Source organism: Rhizobium sp. H4, assembly GCF_003013335.1.
Classification (GTDB): Bacteria; Pseudomonadota; Alphaproteobacteria; order Rhizobiales; family Rhizobiaceae; genus Rhizobium; species Rhizobium sophoriradicis.
The window spans coordinates 308,341-326,004 of sequence record NZ_PSOW01000004.1 but is presented as its reverse complement, the minus strand read 5'-3'; the positions used below and the strand labels follow the sequence as shown (position 1 = coordinate 326,004).

Genomic DNA, 17,664 nt, shown 5'->3' with positions numbered 1-17,664 from the left:
CTCATGCCGCCGTCGGATTGATCACATTCATATCGATTTCGGTCAATTCCACGCGCCGCTCAAATGCAATGCCCGCCTCATCGAAGAGATGGCAGTCGGCGGCGTTGATGCCTGTGGCAACCGGCGCATCGGGGCGGATGCCGACGCTGCCGGGCAGCATGGCGCAGAAGTTCTCGGCCTCGCCGTTGAGCGAGGCATAGGCGACCGTGTTGGCGCCGAGGCGTTCGATGACGGTCGGGGTGACGGTGAAGACGATATCGCCGCCGTTGAGCTGGATGTGCTCCGGGCGGATGCCGAGCGTCAGGGTCTTGCCGGCCATGCCGTCGCGCGGCGTCACCGGCAGGACGGCGGTCTGGCCGAGATAATCGACTTCGACGCCGGCGGCGCTGACGCCCTTGCAGGTGACGGGGAGAAAATTCATTTTCGGGTTGCCGATGAAACCGGCAACGAACTGGTTGGCGGGCTTGTGGTAAAGCTCCAGCGGCGCGCCGGTCTGCGAGATATTGCCGGCGTCGAGCACGACGATGCGGTCGGCCATCGTCATGGCCTCGACCTGGTCGTGCGTCACATAGATCATCGTCGCCTTCAGCTGCCTGTGCAGCTTGGCAAGCTCGATGCGCATATCGGCGCGCAGCGCCGCATCGAGGTTGGAGAGCGGCTCGTCGAACAGGAAGATTTTCGGTTCGCGCACGATGGCGCGGCCGATCGCGACGCGCTGGCGCTGGCCGCCGGAAAGCATGCCGGGTTTCTGCTGCAGCCGCTGGTCGAGATGCAGGATGCGGGCGGCGTTCTCGACCTTGGCCTTGAGCTTTGCCTCTTCCATCTTCTCGACACGCAGCGGGAAGGCGATGTTCTCGAAGACCGTCATGTGCGGATAGAGCGCGTAGGACTGGAACACCATGGCGATGCCGCGCTTGACCGGCGGCAGGTCGTTGACCCTGACGCCGTTGATGATGATATCGCCTGCCGTCGTCGCGTCGAGGCCGGCGATCATCCGCAAGAGCGTGGACTTGCCGCAGCCCGACGGCCCGACGAAGACGACGAACTCGCCGTTCCGCACCTCGAGCTGCACGCCCTTCAGGACCTCGTAGTCGCCGTAGAATTTCTGAACATTGTTGAGAAGGAGCTGTCCCAAAAATCTGTCTCCGCCGGCGGCCTTCGTCGCACATTCAATAGAGGGGAGGGCCGCGACTTGTGCCGCGAGCCCAGGGAGATTCAGGGGGCTTACTTGAAGGCTTCGATTTCGCCGGCAGCCTTCTTCAGCGCGGCTTCCGGTTCGGCCTTGCCCGTCACCACGGACTGGATCATCTCGATCATCGAGTTCTGGAAGCCCTTATAATCGGTGAAGAGCGGCTCGGGACCACCATAGCTGATGCCCTCGATGAGCGGCTTCCAGTAGGGATCCTTGGCGACGAATTCGTCGACCTTTGCCGAGGGACGCAGCGGGGTGAGGCCGGCGCCGCCCTGCAATTCGTATTCCGACTGAACATCCGGCGAGGTGATGAACTTGGCGAATTCGGTCGCCTTGTCCTCGACGCCGGAACCCTTGAAGATCGCCAGGCTGTCGGTGATCAGAAGCGTGCCGGGGCCCTTGGCGTTGGGACCGAGCGGCAGCGTCGTGATGCCCCAGCTGATCTTCGTCTCCTTCAGGCGGGAGGCGGCACCCGATCCGGCCTGGATCATCGCCACCTTGCCGTCGAGGAAGATGGCGCGGACTTCGTTCTGCTCATAGGCCGTCGGGCCTTCTTCGGAGTAGGGGACGATATCCTTATAGGCCTTCAGCGCGGCGAGGATCTCGGGGCTGTCGAGCGTCACCTTGCCGTCGGCGTCGATCACCTTGCCGTTGTTGGTGTAAACCCAATGCATGAACTGGTGCATGGTGTTGTCGAAGGTTTTGGCGGAGAGACCGAAGCCCGGAATGCCGGTCTTTTCCTTGATGGTCTTTGCCATCTCGATTTCTTCGGCCCAGGTCTTCGGCGGCTTCTCGGGATCGAGGCCGGCCTGCTTGAACAGGTCCTTGTTCCAGTAGAGCGCCTTGGTGGAGAAGGCGATCGGAACGCCCCACTGGTTGCCCTCGAAGGTCACGGTGTCGACGATATTGGGATAATAGGACTTCTTCTCGTCATCGGTCATCGGCACGGGGACGATGAGGTCGTTCTGGGCGAACTCCTTCAGCGTGCGCGAGCCGACATAGGCCATGGCAACCGGCGTGCCGGCGGCGGCCAGCGTCGTTGCCTTGTCCTGGCACTGCGCCCAGCCGACGACTTCAGGCGTGACCTTCCAGCCGGCGTTCTTTTCTTCCCACTGCTTGATGTATTTGGTGTGGACCGGGTCGATCGTGTCGCCGCAATAGATCCAGCTGATTTCCTTGTCGGCGGCTTGAGCAGTGACCGCAGTCAGTGCCGTCGAGCCGAGCAGGGCGAGCGCCATAAGGCCTGTCTTGATTGTTATGCTCACGTCGTGACTCCCATTCTTGGTTAGCTGTTCACTCGTTTTTGCTTTTATTGTTTCACCGCACCGGCGGTCAGACCGCCGACAAGGTAACGCTGAAGGAAGAAGATGACGACCATCGCCGGCGCGATGCCGACGAAGGAAGCCGCCATCAGTTCGTTCCAGATGACCTCCTGCTTGCCGAAGTAAGCAAAGAGCCCCACCGGCAAGGGCATGTATTCGGTCTTCGAGTTGAAGGTCAGCGCGAAGATGAATTGCTGGGCGTAAGCGCCGATGAAGGTGGTGATGGCGACGACGATGATACCCGGCATCGCAATAGGCAGGATGACGCGGCGAAGCGTGTAGAAGTGGCTGGCGCCATCCATGTAGGCGGCTTCGTTGAGCTCCTGGGGAATGCGGATCATATAGGTGCGCAGCAGCCAGATCGCCGACGGGATGAGGAAGGCGACTCCCGGCACGATCATGGCGAGGTAGGTGTTGAGCACACCCATGCTGCGCATCAGCCGGAAGAGCGGGATCAGGAGCACGGCGCCGGAGAACATATTCACCGTCAGGAAGGCGCCGAGCAGGATGCCCATGCCCCTGAATTCGAACTTGGCGAAGGCGTAAGCCGCCGGAATGACGAGGCAGAGCACGATCAGCGTGACGATGATCGAGATGAAGAAGGAATTGAAGATATAGCGCCCGAAGCCCGGCACGCTGATCCACATCGTCCGGTAGGCTTCGAACGAGCCGTTCTCCGGCCAGAAGCGGTAGGGCGACGAGAAAAGCTGGGCGAGCGGCTTCAGCGACACCAGGAAGCCCTCGACGAAAGGCGCCAGCACGAAGAACAGGAACAGGGCGATGCCGCAATAGATCAGGATGATTTCCCACCAGCGGTAACGGTCGATCATGGCAGCACTGCTCATGCGCGCTTCTCCGGGTTGAGGCGGCGGGTGACGCGGAAATAGGCGAAGCAGAAGAGCGACAGGAAGATGCAGATCAAGACGGCGCGCGCCGCCCCTTCCCCGTATTTCTTCGAGCCGATCGCCGTCTGGTAGGTGTCGATGATCATCGTCGTCGTCTCGCCGCTCGGTCCGCCCTGCGTCAGGATCCAGATGATGTCGAACGAGTTGAAGGTGGCGATCAAAGACAGCATCGACATGGTGATGATGGCAGGCACCATCAGCGGCAGGGTGATGCGGCGGAAACGGTACCAGCGGCCGGCGCCATCGGTCCAGGCGGCCTCGTAGAGGTCCTTCGGGATCGACTGGATCGCCGCCAGAAAATAGATCGTCACCAGCGGCACGCCGATCCAGACGTCGGTGACGATGGTCGCCCAGAAGGCGGTGCTGCCATAGGCGAGGAACGCGACCGGGCCGTCGACGAGACCGAAACGCTGCAGCAGGCCGGAGATCATCCCGAACTGGCCATTATACATCCAGCCCCACATGAAGATGCCGATTGCCATCGGCACGATCCATGGCGGCATGGTCAAAAGCCGGAACAGCGAGCGGCCGGGCACGGCGGCATTCAGCATGCAGGCGCCGAACGTGCCGATCACCATTTTCAGGGCGACCGAGAAGAAGGTCCAGATGAAGGTGCGGAAGATGACCTCGGCAAAGGTGGCGTTGAAGATCTTCTCGTAGTTGACCCAGCCGACCCAGTTGGTGGTCTTCCTCAGCGACGCATCGGTGAAGGAGAGAATGAAGGTATCGACGAGGGGATAGGCGACGATGGCGAGAACATAGAGAACGGCCGGAAGGAGGAGGATCCAGGCGAAGATGAAGGCGCTTCTTTGGACACTCATCTTGCCGCCATCCTCAAGCCGCTCTTGCGTGAAGGGCTTCGTCGAAGCGGTCCCAGATGGGACGCAGGTCGACGACCGTTTTCTTCATCCTCGCTTCGTCCATCGCCAGCGCCAGGATGCCGGCCTCGAGCGCATTCAGCGTGGACACGGGCAGTTCGAGCCCGGTGCGCACGCTTTCCAAGAGGTCGCTCGCCATCTGTTCATCGGCGCCGTAATGCTGGGAAAGTTCGGTGGCGGCGTATTTGTTTTCCACCACTTTCTTGCCGGTCAGCTGTTCGTGCACGTCGAGATAGCCGCGGACGAAATCGCCTTCGGCCATGCCGCGCGAGCCCATGATGGCGAAGCGGCGGAACTGGTCGGGCACGTTGAGATTGGTGTGGAAGTTCATGCCGACGCCGTTTTCATATTCGACGATCGCCACCTGGTAATCGATGATGTCGGCATCGCTGTCGAAGACCTTGTCCGAGCCCATCCAGCCGCTCGGCTTGCGGTGGAAAAGCTCGAGGTCGTTGATGCCCTCGCGGGCCGGGTCATTGGCCGGAATGAAGCTCTTGCGGCCGCCGAAACTGGCGACCCGCTCCGGCCTTGCGCCGACGACACCATTATAAAGGTCGAGGTCGTGGCAGCATTTCTCCAGCATGAAGCTGCCGGAATAGCGCTCGTAGCGGCGCCAGTCGCGCATGAAGAAGGCACCGTGATAGGGCTCGATATGTTCGGAAGCCTCGATCGAGACGATCTGGCCCAGCTTGCCCTCGGCCTGGATGGCGCGCAGGTCCTTATAAAGCGGGGAATAACGCAGCACCAGGCCGACCATCAACCGCTCATGGCCGAACTTCGCCATCAGATGGGCAAGCTCGATGCTTTCGGCGATCGTCGTGACGATCGGCTTTTCGCAGAAGACCTTGAGGCCGGCTTGAAGCCCCAGCCTGATATGATCGAGATGCAGATGATTGGGAGAGCCGATCATCAGCAGATCGAGCTTTTCGGAGGCGATGAGCTCTTCCGGCGAAGCATAGGCCTTGCCGGCCGAAATGCCCTTTTCCGTCAAACCGGGAAGGCCGGCGGGATCCGGATCAACATAGCCGACGATGTCGAAGCTGCTATCGATCGCTTTGAAGACATAGCCGAGATAGCCGAGCCGGAATCCGAGCCCGATGATTCCCACTTTCATGCCGATCAGGTTCCCGATTAAGTAATTTATTTTCTTTAAGTTGGGACAAAAATCCGGAGGCGTCAATAGAAAACGGGCATCGCGCCGCGAGCATGAAATTGATTTTCATAATCGGCAGCCGGCTTTCGATCAGCGCGGTCAACGGCAGGGATGCGGAGGCGCCTAATGGATCAGGTGCATCGTAGGAGCCCGGGGCGCAGAAGAAGGGCCATGATTGCAACTGACGGCAATTGTGCCGGCAAGCTCACGCGAAACTCGCGAAATGTTGAAACGAGCCGAGAGCTTACCTGTGTAGGATGCTGTGAGAACCCGCGGCCAGGAGGAGCCATCATGACCCGCATGACAGCCAAGGATTTCCCACAGGAACTGCTCGAACTCTACGATTATTACGCGCACGGGAAGATCACCAAGCGCGAGTTTCTCGACCGGGCCGGCAAATTCGCCGTCGGCGGCGTGACCGCGGCCGCCATTCTGGCGTCGCTGAGCCCGAATTATGCGCTGGCGACCCAGGTCGAGGCAACCGATCCGGATATATCAGCCGAATACATCACCTATTCCTCGCCGAAAGGAAACGGTGATGTCCGCGGCTATCTCGTCCGCCCCAAAAACGCCACCGGCAAGGTCGCCGCCGTGGTGGTCGTGCACGAGAACAGGGGCCTCAACCCCTATATCGAGGATGTCGCGCGGCGGGTGGCGAAGGCCGGGTTCATTGCGCTGGCGCCCGACGGCCTCACCTCGGTCGGCGGCTACCCCGGCAATGACGAAAAAGGGCGGGAACTGCAGCAGAAGGTCGACCCGGAAAAGCTGATGAACGACTTCTTCGCGGCGGTCGAGTTTCTGATGAAGAATGATCTCACCACCGGCAAGGTCGGCATCGTCGGCTTCTGCTATGGCGGCGGTGTCGCCAACGCTGCGGCGGTCGCCTATCCCGAGCTTGCCGCCGCCGTGCCGTTCTACGGCAGGCAGCCGCGCGCCGAGGACGTGCCGAAGATTAAGGCGCCGCTGCTTCTTCACTATGCCGGGCTGGACAAGGGCATCAACGAAGGCTGGCCGGCCTATGAAGCGGCGCTGAAATCAGCCGGAAAAACCTACGAGGCCCATATCTACCCCGACGTCAATCACGGCTTCCACAATGATACCACGCCGCGCTACGACGAAGCGGCCGCCAAACTCGCCTGGCAGCGAACGGTCGACTGGTTCACCAAATACCTTGCCTGATAAAACAGCGGCATGACGGGGGCGGGGAGACATCCCCGCCGTCCCGCCGGGCTGCACCAGCCCGGCAAATGTCGTGTCCGGCTATTGCGGACGGTCGACCTTGCGCCTTCCCCGGCTGACCACCATTCCGCCGATGATGAGAAGAATTCCGCCGGCATTCGCCCAGAAGGACCCAGGCACGGCGCTGATATAATCAAACGCCACCCCCGTTACCATCTGCCCGCCGATGATCAGCAGAGCCGAATTGACGGCGCCGATCCGCGCAATCGCCCAGCTGCCGGCCGCCACGAAGACAACGCCGAGCGAACCGCCGAGATAGGCATACCAGGGCGCCTCGGCAGCACCGGCAGGAAGCAGGCCACCGACGAAGAGCCCAAGCCCGGTGAGGACGGCAAAGCCGACGGCGTGATTCCAGAAGGAAGCGATCAGCGGCGTCGTCGAGATGCTCAACCGTCCATTGAGCTGACGGCTGAGGCCGACGAGCACGCCGCCGAGGCAAGCAAACAGAATGAAGAGCGTCACGCCGCACCTCGCCCGAACAAGATGATCAGTGCCGCCCCCGCAACGACGAGGCCGAGCGCAGCAATGTCGCGTCTATCGGGATGGCGCTTGGGCAGGCCGAACAGTCCCCAGCTGTCGGCCGCGACGCTGAAGACGACCTGGCCTGCGAGCCCGAGCGCCAGGGTGCCGGACAGCCCGAGAGGCGAGTTGACCGTCATCGAAGTCAGCATGACGGTTGCCGCGCCGGAAATGCCGCCGAAATAGGCCCATATAGGCGCGCGGGGGCTCTGTTGCGGCTTTGGCCTACGCCGCCGGTGGACCAGCAGGATAAGAATAACGGCGGCGACGATGCCGGTGCCGTGCGCGGTCCAGGAGGAAAACAGCGGATTGCCATAGCGTGCCAGCTCGCCGTTGAGGTGCACCATGAAGGTGAGGAGCCCGCCCGTGGCGAAAGCGCCGGCAAAATAGATCGGATGCGGAGTTCGGGCGGCGTCGATGGTCATGGGAGATCCCGTCAGCGAATCGATTACGGCGGATGTTTTCAGATTGCCACTAAGGCCATTCATCGGCATCGTCAGCAAGACGATTGCCACCACCTGCCTGTTGGCCCCCGCGGCGCACCTGTTCGATTGATGGCAGCAGGCGTTCTCACGCATCTTCCCAGCGGAGAGTAGGTGTCGTCACAGCCTTGCAGGCATGGAGGACGCGATGCTGCTTAAGGGCGAACGGACATTCGTGGTGCGGGATGCGGGAGGCTTCGTCGCGCATGTCAACATGCCGGGATGGTTAAAGCCGAAACCGAGCGATCACGGCCATGGCCCTCTCGCCATGGTCGTCGAATCCATCCTTGCCCCCGGCCGCCTGATCGCCATGCATGAGCATCGCGACGACGAGATCGTCTCCTGGGTGCCCGATGGTGTCATGCGCCACGACGACAAGGCCACCGGCCGGCTGGTGGTCGACGGCGATCATCTGATGGTGATGAATGCCGGAACAGGCTTCTGGCACTCCGAGGAGACGCTGGTCTCCGACCCGCCGCTGCGCATGCTGCAGATCCTCGTTCGTCCCCGCGGCGCCGGTCTTTCGCCGAACATTCAACACGGCCCGATCCCCGCGGCCACGGCAAATGTGTGGCGACATCTGGTCGGCCCGGAAGGAGAGGGCGCGGCCTTTTATGTCCGTAGCGCCGTCGACATCTTCGACATCCGACTGGACGCGGGCGCACGCGTGGAATTTCCGCGGAGGCAAGGCAGGGATCTCTACTTCTACGTCTTCAGCGGCGCCGTTATCGCCGACGGGCAGACCTTTGCCGAAGGCGAGCAGGGGCTGCATCTGTCCGACGGGAAGATCGAAGCAGAGGCGAAGAGCGCAAGCATCCTGGTCGCCTTTCTGCTCGACCCGAACGCGCCGATCGCCAGGCAGGGGACCGTCGGCGACCACAGGAAGATACCGCCGGCCATTATCATTCGCGCCTTTCTGAAATGGCGGAGGTTTCGCCAGCTATGGCGGCGTTCTTCATAGCTGCGCCCTTGTTCAATGATTACCGCAAGTCGCTTCCGCTTTCGCCAATTGTGCGGTAGCCTGTAGTTTCGTTCACATCGAGCGAAGATTTTCGCTGCGCCCCAGAGACGCCGAGGCGGACGACGTTGCGACCGTCCAGAGTTTCGCAACAGTTTCCGTCAGCCGTGATACGGCTAAAAATGCGATGTAAGCGGAACAAGCATGCCTGCAATTGGGTTTCGAACCTTAGCGTTCAAAAGGAGGAGCATTATGCCCACGGTTGCTGCGACACCCATCACGCCGCCCGACCAGCACGTCGTCACCGCACGCGAGGCCATTGAACCGCTGTATGAGAAGCTCGAACTTCAAACGGAATCGCTCGTTCTCTCAGCAGCGCTGGAGGCCGGATGGTCCCCTGATGAGGCAACGAAGGCACTGGCTGCGCTGAGGCTGCAGGACGCGCTTTCCACTCTGGACGAACAATCTGGCCAGTAAGCTCGTTAGGAGTGGCGGCTCCGGTCATGGCGGCAGATCTACCTGTCTCTGCTTCTGAGGTCCCGCAATATCAGGCGGGACGGAAGTATTTTTTGCGGCCTGAGCGCGCCACCCGCTTTTGAGCGATCTCTCGCGGAAAGCTCAGGATTTGTGAAGCAACGCCCCCGATTATGCGGAAATCTCAGGTTTCCGATGTCTCAACCAGCAGATTCGAGCCGAGCGCCTGCAGGAAACTCCCAGCATCAAAAATGGCAGCCGGTGGCTTTGCACCGGTGTCGCGGATGTCGCCCGACAGGATGCGCTGGACCGCTTCGCAGATGATCGGCGCCGTGACCGCATAGATGTCCTGTCCCTGGGCGAGAAGCCGGCGACGCAGGTCGCCTTGCGTGATGATCACTTCGACGGCGAAGCGCTGCGCCGAACGCCCGGTTTCATCGATGGCCTGGGGCGGGGGCGTTGACGGATCGCGAACATCCCGCAGGGCTGTCGTGCTGAGAAAGGTGTGCAGCTCCCTGATGCGGACGTGGCGGGCGATGAGCGGTACTTCCGAAAATGGCAGCTCGACGAATGTTTGCCGGCCGAATGGCGCCGGCAAAACGGCCGCCTTCTCCGCCGGTGGCTGTTGGACGGGCCGAAGCTCTCCGCCGCTGACGGCGAGGCGCTGTGTCCTGTTCTTCTCGCCGGTTACGCGCGTGCCTTTCGTGGGCAGCCAGCTGTCGAGCGCGACCCGGATTTCGACAGTGTCTGCATCCTGCCATTCGTCCATCAGGGCTGCCACCAGCAGATCGGCAAGACCGCCGTAAAATCCCATGGCCGGGATGACGGCTACGCCTGCTTTTCCGGCCGCAGCCCCATGCCGGTCGAACGTGGCCTGAACACTCGGCTGTTCAGCCGTTATATCGAGATAGTGGATGCCGGCGCGCAACGCGGCACGCACGACCGCGTCAGCCGTCTCGATGAACGGGCCGGCGCAGTTGATCACCGCCGCCGCTTCGGCGAGTGCCCTGTCGAGCGCCGCGTCATCCTCTATGGCTGCTTCGCGGCATTCGACGCCACGTTCCGGAAAACCCGCTTCCGCCAATCGCCCGGCAGTCCGACCGATCGCAATCGGTTTCAACCCGCGCCGCATCAGTTCGGTGACGACAAACCGGCCGGTATGGCCGTTCGCGCCGAAAACCGCGACGGCGGCCTGGGGTGTTCTGATGATGGCGGCTTGATGCATGGTCATTGTTCTCTCCTTCGCTACAGACCTGTCTGTTCCTTACAAAACATACAGGTCTGTAGCGTGCCAACCATTTTTCTGCTAGTGTGGCTGAATTGGAGATAAGCGAATGACGAAAAGCACAGCGAACGCACCTGCCCCAGCCGTGAACGAGGTCCGGGACAGAATTCTCGAGACGGCATCGGAACTCTTCTACCGGCGCGGCGTCCGCGCCGTCGGCGTCGATTTGGTGGTGGAAAAATCTGGGGTCGCCAAAACTAGTCTCTACCGCCATTTCGGCACAAAGGACGATTTGATTGCCGCCTTTCTCAAGCGCGAGGACCTGGATTTCTGGAGCACCTGGGACCGAGTAACCGAGCGGCATGCGGATGACGCTTTGGCCGAACTCGACGCCCATTTCGAATGGATCGGCGAAAGGGTCGGACGGGACAATTACCGAGGCTGCCCGCAGATCAACACCGCTGCCGAATTTCCGGAAGCCGGTCACCCCGCCCGCAAGGTCGCCGAGGCCCATATGCGCGAAATGCGGCGGCGCCTTAAGGCCATCGCCGGGAGACTGGCGGTTGCTGCGCCCGACCGGCTTGCCGGGCAACTCGCGGTGCTGATCAACGGCGCATTTGTCAGCATGCAGGTCTTCGAACCCGGCGAGGCGACGGGTTTGCTCCGCGATGCCGCTCACGCCCTGATCGCCGCCGGCCGCAATTGATTCCCCAGAGAAATGGTTTGACGCTCAGCCTCTTTAGGGACGAACAAATATTTTTCTCAAAAGGTCTGCGACGTTAACCAATCGGCGAACACCTTTGACAGCCGCCGTTGGCTGCCGGCCTTTGGATAGGCGAGGTAATGGCCGATGTAGCGGTTGTCGCGGCTGTTGCTGAACGGGCGGACCAGACGCCCGCTGTCCAGCTCGCGCCTTGCCAGAGTGTTGGACTCCAACGCCACCCCCAGCCCGTTCGCCGCGGCGTCGACTGCCAGAAAGCTTCTATCGAAGCTCATGGCGGGCAGCGGCGGGGGGCCGAGATTGTTGAGTTCGAACCAGTCGATCCACTGAATCCTTTTCAGGTCGCTGCGGATGAGGGGAAGACGCGCCAGGTCGCGCGGGTTTTTCAGTCGTTCAGCCATTTTTGGAGAACACAGCGGAGAAATGATCTCTTCTCCAAGCGGCACGACGATCAAATCTTCTCTGTTCGATGGTTCGCCGTAAACGATGTCGACATCGAAGAGGCCGTCCACGAAACGCGCGTAGTTTGTGCTTGCCGCCACCCGGACCTCAACCCCCTCGTTCTTGCCCAGGAAGTCTGGAAGACGTGCCGAGAGCACCTGCGCTGCGTAGCTCGGCGCGCAGTGAACCCGCAGTAGGTGGGTCTTGTTGGATGAAATCATCTCAACACCGCGACGAAGCTCTTCAAAGGCGTTGGAGGCATGGGAGAGGAGCGTCTGCCCCGCCAGAGTCAAGGTGACCTTTCGCGTGCTTCGCTCGAAGAGCGAGATGCCAAGGTCACGCTCGAGCTTTGCAATGGCGTGACTTACGGCGCTGGGCGACAGGTGCAGCTCCTCGGCTGCAGCGCGGAAAGACGCCAGCCTCGCTGCGGCTTCAAAGATGCGGACCGCGGAAAGTGAGGCCATCTGTAACATCGGATTAGTGAACCAGATTCACCCACCGTTGTAAACTTCGCGTTTGTCGAACGGCGTCAACTCGATCAGTTTCGATCCCGCAAGCCAACTGACTTGTCGAAGATTTGCCAGATGCTCGGGACGCATCGGGAGGAGATCACATGCTACTGAATGGGAAGACCGCGGTCATTTCGGGCGCGGCGAGCAGGCGCGGCATCGGCCGTGCAACGGCGCAGCTTTTCGCCGAGCATGGCGCCCGCGTCGCCGTCCTCGATATCGATGCCGACGCCGCTGAGGACGCCGCCGCGGCGCTGCCGAGCGTCAAGTCCGGCAACCATGTCGGCCTGCGCTGCGACGTCGCCGACAAGGCGTCCTGCGCCGATGCCGCATCCAAGGTGATCGCTTCGTTCGGTTCGGTAAATGCGCTCATCAACAATGCCGGCATCACTCAGCCGGTCGGCACGCTCGATATCACCGAAGCCGACTGGCAGCGGATCGTGGCGGTCAACATGACCGGCGTACTCTTCCTAAGCCAAGCCTTCATCCCCTACATGCGCGACGATGGTGGCGGATCGATTGCCTGCATGTCCTCTGTCTCGGCACAGCGTGGCGGCGGCATCTTCGGCGGGCCACATTACTCCGCAGCCAAGGCAGGTGTGCTCGGCCTCGCCAAAGCGATGGCTCGCGAATTCGGTCCAGCCGGCATTCGCGTCAACTCCGTCACGCCTGGCCTCATCCAGACAGATATCACCGGTGGCAAGCTCACCGATGAGATGCGCGCCGACATCATCAAGGGCATCCCACTGAGCCGGCTCGGAGACGCCGCCGACGTCGCGAATATCTACCTGTTCCTCGCCTCGGATCTGTCGGCCTACGTAACCGGCGCGGTCATCGACGTCAACGGCGGCATGCTGATCCACTGAGGTCCATCTGGAGAGACACCGACATGAGCCAGATCGGCCACAATATCAGCCTGACAGAGCGCGCCCGGCGCATCCGCCGTCACGCACTGCGCATGGGGGAAGTGCAGGGGCAGGGTTACATCGCCCAGGCGCTCGGCGTCGCCGACGTCCTTGCCGTATCCTACTTCCACGCCACGAACTACCGGGCGGAAGATCCGGAATGGGAAGGCCGCGACAGGTTCCTGTTGTCGATCGGCCACTATGCGATCGCGCTTTACGCAGCTCTGATCGAAGCCAAGATCATTCCCGAGGACGAGTTGGAAACCTACGGCACGGATGACAGCCGGCTGCCGATGTCCGGCATGGCCGCCTACACGCCTGGCATGGAAATCACCGGCGGATCGCTCGGACACGGACTTGGGATCGCGGTCGGCATGGCCTTGGCGCTGAAGCGGAAGAAGTCCTCTTCCTTTGTTTATAATCTGTTTTCCGACGGCGAACTTGACGAGGGTTCCACTTGGGAGGCCGCGATGTCGGCTGGCTCCTACAAGCTCGACAATCTGATCGGCATCGTCGACGTCAATCAGATGCAGGCCGACGGGCCCTCGATCGGCGTCCTCAATTTCGAACCGCTCGGCCCCAAATTCGAGGCCTTCGGCTGGTTCGTCCAGCGGGTCAACGGCAACGATCTCGATGCGCTCGTAAAGGCGTTCGACGCAGCTCGTCACCACGCCGAGGCGAAGCCTCGCATCATCATCTGCGACACGAAAATGGCGAAGGGAGTGCCCTTCCTGGAGGCACGCGATCGAAACCACTTCCTGCGCGTGGAACCCCACGAATGGGCCGAGGCCCTCAGAATCATCGATGCGGGAGCGGAAGCATGAGGCGTTCGAAGTACATCCGGCCTGCGCATCTTGAAAGCGGCATCGACAAGCCCCGGCTCACGACTTCGGCGATGATCGCATCGATAGCCGGTCCCGATCAGCCGACGAGACCGGCACCCTTCGGCAACGCGCTTGCCGCCCTGGCGCGGAAGGACGAGCGTGTTGTCGGCATGTCCGCCGACCTTGCGAAATACACCGACCTTCATGTGTTCCGCGCTGCCCATCCCGACCGCTTCTACCAAATGGGCATGGCGGAACAGCTGCTGATGATGTCGGCGGCGGGCATGGCGCGCGAAGGCTTTCAGCCTTGGGTGACGACATACGCCGTCTTCGCGTCCCGGCGGGCCTACGACTTCATTTGCCTGGCGATTGCCGAGGAGATGCTTGATGTGAAGATCGTCTGCGCCCTTCCGGGCCTGACGACGGGATATGGGCCGAGCCACCAGGCGACTGAGGATCTCGCAATGTTCCGCGGCATGCCGAACCTGACGATCGTCGATCCGTGCGACGCCAGCGAGATTGAGCAGGCGGTTCCGGCGATCGCCGCTCATAAGGGGCCGGTCTACATGCGCCTGCTGCGCGGCAACGTTCCACTGGTCCTGGACGAATACGGCTACAAGTTCGAACTCGGCAAGGCCAAGCTCCTTCGGGATGGCAAGGACACGCTCATCATCTCGTCGGGCCTGATGACGATGCGCGCGCTCGAGGCTGCCGCACAGCTTCGATACGACGGCGTCGACGCTGCCGTCCTGCACGTCCCGACCATAAAGCCGCTCGACGAGGCGACGATCGTCGCCGAGTGCCGCAAAGGCGGAAGGCTGGTGGTCGTGGCGGAGAACCACACGGTCATTGGCGGCCTTGGAGAGGCAGTCGCCGGAACGCTGTTGCGTTCCGGCGTCGCACCGCCGGCCTTCCGCCAGATCGGCTTGCCCGACCAGTTCCTGGAGGCGGGCGCCTTGCCGACGCTCCATGACCAATACGGCCTGTCGACCCTCAAGGTGACGGAGGCGGTCAAGGCCTGGCTCTCGACCTGACGACGTCGGCCGGTTGAGGAGACGCCGGCCGTTTAAACAAGCTTGTGATGGAGGATGAAATGAGCTTGCAGATGAACAGAAGATTTTTCCTGGCGACCGCCACTGCTGCGCTTGCAGCCCCGGCAATCGTGCTTTCAAGCCGATCCGCCAGCGCTGCCGCCACGACCCTGACGCTCGGCCATGGCGCCGCTCCCGGCAATCCCAGAACCGTGGCCGCGGATAAGTTCGCGGAACTCGTCAAAGAGAAGACCGAAGGTCGTATCCAGATCAATGTCGCAGGCGCCGAGACGCTTGGCAGCGACTCCGCGATGCTCACCAGTCTCAGGACAGGCGCGCTGGATTTCACCGCCAACAGCCAGGGCGCAACTTCGGCGATCGTACCGGAACTCAGCGCGCTCGGCCTGCCGTTCCTGTTCGAAAACACGGACAAGGCCGTGGCTGTCCTGAACGGTCCGGTGGGGGCCGAGCTCAACCGCCGCTTCGAAGCGGTCGGAGTCGTACCGCTCGACTGGTGGGACAACGGCATCCGGCACCTGACGAACTCGAAGCGGAAGGTGACTTCGCCTGCTGAGCTGGCGGGCATGAAAATCAGGACGCCGGCCGATCCGATGACCATCGATATCTTCCAGGCATTGGGAGCAGGCACTGAACAAATCGCCTTCAGCGAGCTCTACATCGCCCTGCAGCAGGGCGTTGTCGACGGGCAGGAGAATCCGCTCGCCAATATCGAAAGCTCGAAACTTCACGAGGTCAACAAATACATCAGCCTGACCGCCCACAAATGGGAATCCACACCGTTCCTGATGTCGAAGATCGCTGAGGCCCGCTTGGGGTCTGATTTAGAGGCGGTCAAGGCCGCGGCAAAGGAGGCGGGTGCTCTGCAGCGGAAGCTCTCGAGCGAGAAGGCCGCTGAAGTGCTCGATAACTTCAAGAAGAACTCCGCCGTCGAGGTGGTGGACGTCGACCACGACGCTTTCGTCAAGGCAACCGCGTCCGTCGCGGACACCTGGAAGAAGAAGCCTTTCGGCGATTTTGTCACCCAGGTGGAAGCGGCTGCGAGGGGCTGAGGCTCCTCTCACGATCCGGAGGCCCCATGAGCAGGTTTTATTCAGCCGTCGATCTGGTCGCCGGTATCATCGTCTTATTCGCCCGTTTGGTCATCATCGTCAGCGGCATCGCGCTGACGGTGGTCACCACGGCCAACGTCGTGGCTCGATACGTTTCGGCGAGCGGGGGACTGTCGTTCGCCCAGGAGCTGCCGATGCTGATGTTTCCATGGTTCATCATCGGGGGGATCATCATTGCGGCCCATGCGGGCGGGCATATGGCCGTCGAATGGCTCTACGAAAAGCTCGACGGCATTGCTCGAACGACGGCGCTGATCGTGGCGAACGCGATCAGCGTCGCCGCATTTCTGGTGCTGGCATATCAGGCGACCGTGGTGGCCGAGATCGCCGGGGCAGAACACAGCCCCGTTCTGCAGCTTCCGAACAGCATCGGCTATTACTCGCTGTCGATCGGCGCGGTGCTGGTGTCCATCGTCACCATCGCCGCGACCGTCCGCGTTCTTCGCTTGGGCTGGGATCACCGCCTCGAGATCAAGCCCGAGGAGATCGCGCTATGACACTCGTCATGATTATTTCCTTCTGCATCCTCATGGTCCTCGCCGTCCCCGTCGGCTATGGGCTGATCATTGCAGCGGGAATTGGAGTCCTGTTCAACGGTTACGTTCCGCTCTCTGTCGTCGCCCAGCAGGTCTACGACCAGACCCAGTCTTTCCCGATGCTGGCGCTCCCGTTCTTCATGCTTGCCGGCACGCTGATGCTTGGCGGTGAACTGGGGCGTCAGCTGCTGGAACTCGCCTCTCGCGCGATGCAGCGGTGGCGGGGCGGACCGCTTTCGACCACGGTCGTATCCTCGGTCGTGTTCGGCGGTGTATCCGGTTCGGCCGTGGCGAATGCGAGTGCGCTCGGCTCCGTCCTCATCCCCTGGCAGAAGAAGCATGGGTACCCGCCGGCGCTCTGCGCCGCCAACAACGCGACCTCCGCTGTCATCGACGTCCTCATCCCGCCTTCGATCCCGATGATCCTCTACGCTTTGATCAGCGGCGTCAGCGTTGGCGACCTGTTCATCTCCGGCATTGTTCCGGGGCTGATCATGGCGGCGAGCTTCGTGTTCGTCTGCTGGTACGTGTCAGTAAGGCGAGGGTATGCCATTGAGGCCGTGAAGGTCCACAAGCGCGAGCTGGCGCGGCTGGCAGTGCAAAGTTTCCCGGCAATCCTGCTGCCGATCCTGATCATCGTCTGTCTGCGTTCCGGCCTGGCGACGCCGACAGAGGTCTCGGTGCTGTCGGTCGTTTACTCGCTGCTGCTCAGCATCCTCTTCTACCGTGACCTGACCTGGAAACGCTTCTGCGAAAACATGGTGGAGGCGGGCGTCGCGACGGGCGTCGTCATGCTCGTGATCATGGGCAGCGCGGCGGTCGGCTGGGTGCTGACATTCGATCAGGCTCCGCAGCACATGGCCGAATGGGTCTCGACGCACATTTCCAGCCCGATCGTCATCATTCTCATGATGAACCTGATCATGCTGGTAGTCGGCATGCCGCTCGACATGCCGCCGGCAATCCTCCTGCTCGGACCGATCTTCGTTCCTCTGGCCGATTCCATCGGTCTCGACCGGGTCCAGCTTGGCCTGATGATGGTGATCAACCTCGGGATCGGGCTCTACACGCCGCCGATCGGCACGACCCTGTTCATCTCGTCGTCGATCGCAAAGGCGCCGCTTGGCACCACGACCAACGAGCTCTGGCCGTTTTTCGGCATGGCCATGCTCCTCCTCCTGGCGGTCAGCTTCGTGCCCGCGCTGACGATCTACTGAGGA

At 61.7% G+C, this 17,664-nt stretch carries 20 protein-coding genes; 11 read left to right on the top strand and 9 right to left on the bottom strand.

From position 1 onward, the window contains the following. Position 1: 1 nt before the first annotated feature. The 5 genes from ugpC to C4N04_RS08465 form a co-directional block, all read right to left on the bottom strand. Complete coding sequence (gene ugpC / locus C4N04_RS08485; protein WP_106795814.1) at positions 2 to 1,135, bottom strand: sn-glycerol-3-phosphate ABC transporter ATP-binding protein UgpC; 1,134 nt, start codon at positions 1,133 to 1,135, stop codon at positions 2 to 4. An 89-nt stretch (positions 1,136 to 1,224) separates the two neighbouring features. Further along, positions 1,225 to 2,430, bottom strand: a complete 1,206-nt coding sequence (locus C4N04_RS08480) for an ABC transporter substrate-binding protein (protein ID WP_106795813.1) — start codon at positions 2,428 to 2,430, stop codon at positions 1,225 to 1,227. 71 nt (positions 2,431 to 2,501) lie between these two features. Next, on the bottom strand, positions 2,502 to 3,359 hold the full coding sequence (locus tag C4N04_RS08475; RefSeq protein WP_106795812.1) for a carbohydrate ABC transporter permease: 858 nt from the start codon (positions 3,357 to 3,359) through the stop codon (positions 2,502 to 2,504). After that, positions 3,356 to 4,240 (bottom strand): sugar ABC transporter permease, encoded by an 885-nt coding sequence (locus C4N04_RS08470; RefSeq protein ID WP_106795811.1) that lies wholly within the window; start codon positions 4,238 to 4,240, stop codon positions 3,356 to 3,358. Before C4N04_RS08470 ends, C4N04_RS08475 begins: the two co-directional genes overlap by 4 nt. A 13-nt stretch (positions 4,241 to 4,253) precedes the next feature. Then, entirely contained in the window at positions 4,254 to 5,411 is a 1,158-nt protein-coding gene (locus C4N04_RS08465) for a Gfo/Idh/MocA family oxidoreductase (protein WP_106795810.1), read from the bottom strand. 330 nt (positions 5,412 to 5,741) lie between these two features. Here C4N04_RS08465 and yghX point away from each other — a divergent pair, with 330 nt between their 5' ends. Beyond that, positions 5,742 to 6,629 (top strand): YghX family hydrolase, encoded by an 888-nt coding sequence (gene yghX / locus C4N04_RS08460; RefSeq protein WP_106795809.1) that lies wholly within the window; start codon positions 5,742 to 5,744, stop codon positions 6,627 to 6,629. A gap of 81 nt (positions 6,630 to 6,710) precedes the next feature. Here the strand turns inward: yghX and C4N04_RS08455 are convergent, their stop codons facing one another. Then, a complete protein-coding gene (locus C4N04_RS08455) occupies positions 6,711 to 7,151 on the bottom strand; it encodes a DMT family transporter (RefSeq protein WP_106795808.1) in 441 nt (146 codons plus the stop codon). Further along, positions 7,148 to 7,633, bottom strand: a complete 486-nt coding sequence (locus C4N04_RS08450; RefSeq protein ID WP_106795873.1) for a DMT family transporter — start codon at positions 7,631 to 7,633, stop codon at positions 7,148 to 7,150. The genes C4N04_RS08455 and C4N04_RS08450 overlap by 4 nt, the downstream gene beginning before the upstream one ends. Between C4N04_RS08450 and C4N04_RS32475 the strand changes: the two genes are divergently transcribed. The 3 genes from C4N04_RS32475 to C4N04_RS08440 all read left to right on the top strand — a co-directional run bounded on the left by C4N04_RS32475 (position 7,632) and on the right by C4N04_RS08440 (position 9,125). Then, positions 7,632 to 7,763, top strand: a complete 132-nt coding sequence (locus C4N04_RS32475) for a hypothetical protein (RefSeq protein ID WP_280954334.1) — start codon at positions 7,632 to 7,634, stop codon at positions 7,761 to 7,763. The two genes, C4N04_RS08450 and C4N04_RS32475, sit on opposite strands and share 2 nt — an antisense overlap. Before the next feature lie 75 nt (positions 7,764 to 7,838). After that, on the top strand, positions 7,839 to 8,651 hold the full coding sequence (locus tag C4N04_RS08445) for a pirin family protein (RefSeq protein WP_106795872.1): 813 nt from the start codon (positions 7,839 to 7,841) through the stop codon (positions 8,649 to 8,651). Between the two features lie 249 nt (positions 8,652 to 8,900). After that, entirely contained in the window at positions 8,901 to 9,125 is a 225-nt protein-coding gene (locus C4N04_RS08440) for a hypothetical protein (RefSeq protein WP_010058730.1), read from the top strand. Positions 9,126 to 9,306: 181 nt separating this feature from the next. Here the strand turns inward: C4N04_RS08440 and C4N04_RS08435 are convergent, their stop codons facing one another. Beyond that, complete coding sequence (locus C4N04_RS08435; RefSeq protein ID WP_106795807.1) at positions 9,307 to 10,353, bottom strand: saccharopine dehydrogenase NADP-binding domain-containing protein; 1,047 nt, start codon at positions 10,351 to 10,353, stop codon at positions 9,307 to 9,309. Positions 10,354 to 10,456: 103 nt separating this feature from the next. Between C4N04_RS08435 and C4N04_RS08430 the strand changes: the two genes are divergently transcribed. Further along, entirely contained in the window at positions 10,457 to 11,053 is a 597-nt protein-coding gene (locus C4N04_RS08430) for a TetR/AcrR family transcriptional regulator (protein WP_040141290.1), read from the top strand. A gap of 56 nt (positions 11,054 to 11,109) precedes the next feature. On the opposite strand, the gene C4N04_RS08425 is transcribed toward C4N04_RS08430, so the two are convergent. Continuing rightward, complete coding sequence (locus C4N04_RS08425; RefSeq protein ID WP_040111550.1) at positions 11,110 to 11,982, bottom strand: LysR substrate-binding domain-containing protein; 873 nt, start codon at positions 11,980 to 11,982, stop codon at positions 11,110 to 11,112. A 140-nt stretch (positions 11,983 to 12,122) separates the two neighbouring features. On the opposite strand from C4N04_RS08425, the gene C4N04_RS08420 reads away from it, so the two are divergent. The 6 genes from C4N04_RS08420 to C4N04_RS08395 are packed head-to-tail and all read left to right on the top strand — an operon-like array spanning position 12,123 to position 17,661. Continuing rightward, entirely contained in the window at positions 12,123 to 12,884 is a 762-nt protein-coding gene (locus C4N04_RS08420; RefSeq protein WP_106795806.1) for a glucose 1-dehydrogenase, read from the top strand. A gap of 23 nt (positions 12,885 to 12,907) precedes the next feature. Beyond that, a complete protein-coding gene (locus C4N04_RS08415; protein WP_106795805.1) occupies positions 12,908 to 13,747 on the top strand; it encodes a transketolase in 840 nt (279 codons plus the stop codon). Beyond that, entirely contained in the window at positions 13,744 to 14,781 is a 1,038-nt protein-coding gene (locus tag C4N04_RS08410) for a transketolase family protein (RefSeq protein ID WP_096763568.1), read from the top strand. The genes C4N04_RS08415 and C4N04_RS08410 overlap by 4 nt, the downstream gene beginning before the upstream one ends. Before the next feature lie 59 nt (positions 14,782 to 14,840). After that, positions 14,841 to 15,848, top strand: a complete 1,008-nt coding sequence (locus tag C4N04_RS08405; RefSeq protein WP_106795804.1) for a TRAP transporter substrate-binding protein — start codon at positions 14,841 to 14,843, stop codon at positions 15,846 to 15,848. Positions 15,849 to 15,874: 26 nt separating this feature from the next. Beyond that, the gene (locus C4N04_RS08400) at positions 15,875 to 16,405 is read left to right on the top strand and encodes a TRAP transporter small permease subunit (protein WP_096763566.1); all 531 of its coding nucleotides are present in this window, start codon (positions 15,875 to 15,877) and stop codon (positions 16,403 to 16,405) included. Further along, a complete protein-coding gene (locus C4N04_RS08395) occupies positions 16,402 to 17,661 on the top strand; it encodes a TRAP transporter large permease subunit (protein WP_106795803.1) in 1,260 nt (419 codons plus the stop codon). Before C4N04_RS08400 ends, C4N04_RS08395 begins: the two co-directional genes overlap by 4 nt. Positions 17,662 to 17,664 lie beyond the last annotated feature (3 nt).